The sequence below is a fragment of the Anaerolineales bacterium genome, assembly GCA_022866145.1.
Taxonomy (GTDB): domain Bacteria; phylum Chloroflexota; class Anaerolineae; order Anaerolineales; family E44-bin32; genus PFL42.
The window spans coordinates 1-2348 of record JALHUE010000340.1; the positions used below are offsets into that span (position 1 = coordinate 1).

General features: G+C 61.2%; 3 protein-coding genes. 2 read left to right on the forward strand and 1 reads right to left on the reverse strand.

What is annotated here, in order from left to right:
• Both MUO23_10580 and MUO23_10585 read left to right on the forward strand, forming a co-directional pair.
• Positions 1–558: hypothetical protein (locus MUO23_10580; protein MCJ7513400.1), on the forward strand; the 558-nt coding region annotated here is incomplete at its 5' end.
• Between the two features lie 360 nt (positions 559–918).
• Positions 919–1941, forward strand: coding sequence for an SDR family oxidoreductase (locus MUO23_10585; protein MCJ7513401.1), 1023 nt, complete (start codon positions 919–921; stop codon positions 1939–1941).
• A 226-nt stretch (positions 1942–2167) separates the two neighbouring features.
• Here MUO23_10585 and MUO23_10590 read toward each other — a convergent pair.
• Positions 2168–2348: hypothetical protein (locus MUO23_10590; GenBank protein MCJ7513402.1), on the reverse strand; the 181-nt coding region annotated here is incomplete at its 5' end.

Here is a 2348-nt window from a genome sequence, read left to right on the forward strand (position 1 = left end):
ATGGACCCTTTCGCCTACCTGTCAGTTCTCGTCTCGATTGTGCTCGGATTGGGGATCACGCAGCTCCTGATGGGATTCTCGCGGTGGCTGGAGCAGCGGAAGGCATTTAGCGCATTCGGGCCTGCAATTGCCTGGGCCGCCTTCCTGCTGCTTGTGCACTTCCAGTCCTGGTGGTCGATGTACGGGATGCGGACCTATGTGGATTGGAACTTCGTGCAGTTCTCGATGGTCCTTCTCCAGCCAATCATCTTGTTCCTCCTCGCGGTTCTCATTTTCCCTAGCTCCACTTCCCCAGATCAGAACTTGCGCAGCAACTTCTTCCACCAGCGGTCATGGTTCTTTGGGCTCATCCTCACGTTGCTCGTCGCCAGTCTCCTCATGGATCTTGCGCGAAGCGGCACTTTGCCCGAAGCGGCGAACGTCGGATTCCACGTTGCGGGGATCGTGGTTGCAGGGCTAGGACTAGCCCTGAAGGACGAGCGCACCCATCGTTGGCTTGCCTACTTCGCGCTGTTGTCATTTGTCGCCTATATCGCCGTCCTCTTCGCCGAGCTGTAGCGGGGCGCCGAACTGAATCTCCCTTGTCCATGTCCACGCCGTCGCAACTGCCGCCCAATAACTCGCTGCCTGCCAAGGCCATCCATCGTCCCGGTTCCTTGCGGGAGGCTGGGGAAGCCCTTCCGGGATGCCGCGCGACCTCTTCCGGGTCCCCGCAGGGGCTGACGGGCCAAGAGGCAGCGCAGGTTGACCCACTCGCAGGAGGGCCCGAGAATACGGGTGAACCGGAGGCGTGGAGCCGCGGCTCTGCGAAGGTGCATCGTGAAGTGAGTGGCCATTGGGCGTGACGAGCAGACTTGCCCCGTCGGCGGCGGGACGCAGACACTCACCCATCAAACTGCCGATCCAAGAGGGTTGACCATGAAGATCTTGTTCATTGGCGGAACCGGATTGATCAGCTCAGTTTGTTCCGAGTTGGCCCTGCAACGCGGCTTCGAACTTCACCTCCTCAATCGAGGCCAGTCGAAGAAGTATCCAATTCCTCTCGGAGCACAGATCCTGACTGCCGATGTGCACCACGCGACCGATGCGGCAGAGCAACTGCGGAAACACGAATTCGACGCCGTGGTCGACTGGATCGCCTTCACCCCCGCCGACATCGAGAGAGACCTCGCACTCTTTGCCGGCAAGGCGCGCCAGTTCGTCTTCATCAGTTCAGCCAGCGCCTACCAGAAGCCGCCCAGCCACTACCTCATCACGGAAGAGACCCCGCTGGCTAACCCCTATTGGGAGTACTCTCGGCAGAAGATCGCCTGTGAAGAGCGCCTGATGCGTGCCCATCGGGAACAGGGCTTCCCCGTCACCATCGTGCGCCCCTCGCTCACCTACGGGCCCTCGCAAATCCCGCTTTGCGTCGGCAGCTGGCAACACCCCTTCACCGTCATCGATCGGATGAAGCGGGGGCGGCCTGTCATCGTGCCGGGGGACGGGACCTCACTCTGGGTTCTGACCTGGAACGGTGACTTCGCCAGGGGGCTGGTTGGCCTCTTGGGCCGAGAAGACACCCTCGGCCACGCATTTCACATCACATCCGATGAAGTGCTCACTTGGGATCAGATCTATCGCCAGGCCGGGCATGCGATCGGGATAGAGCCGGATATCATCCACATCCCATCCGACCTGATCGCCGCCTATGACCCTGACGCAACCGGCAGCCTGATCGGCGACAAGGCCAACAGCGCCGTATTCGACAACAGCAAGATCAAGCGATTCGTGCCTGATTTCGTGGCGAGCGTGCCCTGGTCGGAGGGCGTGCGCCGGGCACTTGCCTGGCATGAGGCGCATCCAGAATACTGTACGATCGACCACGAGGCCGATGCGCGTTGGGACATGATCATCGCCGCCTATCGACGAGCGGCTGCCGGGCCCCACTCTCCTAACTAGGTGAGACTGGGAACTCGGCTGTACGGAGTGGCTGTTTCCGATCACCTCCGCCCTTCCATCGATCCGACCACGCCGCCCTGCGTCCAATTCTAGGGCTGGGTGCCTTGCTCTAGCATCAGCCAGGCGGCCTCACGCCGCAGGTCGTGAAGCCTGATGTCCGGCTAGCCACCCTGCCCTTGAAACACATTGTATCCGGTTACTGGTCTACGAGAGCAAGGCCGTCGGTCTAGCGACCTCGGTCGCTGGTTGACGGCGAAGTCCTTGTGATGAGCGAGCCAAGCATGGAGGCTACCTTCCCCTGCCTGCGTGGCAGGATGGGTATGCGAACCTCGACAGTGATCCAGATCCCCGAGTGAAGCGGGCGCTCCTGGACATCCTTGAGATGGATGCCCTCCTGAAGCATCAGG

Coding starts and splice junctions, on each gene's coding strand:
- MUO23_10585 (MCJ7513401.1), top strand. CDS start 919: ATGAAGATCTTGTTCATTGGCGGAACCGGATTGATCAGCTCAGTTTGT.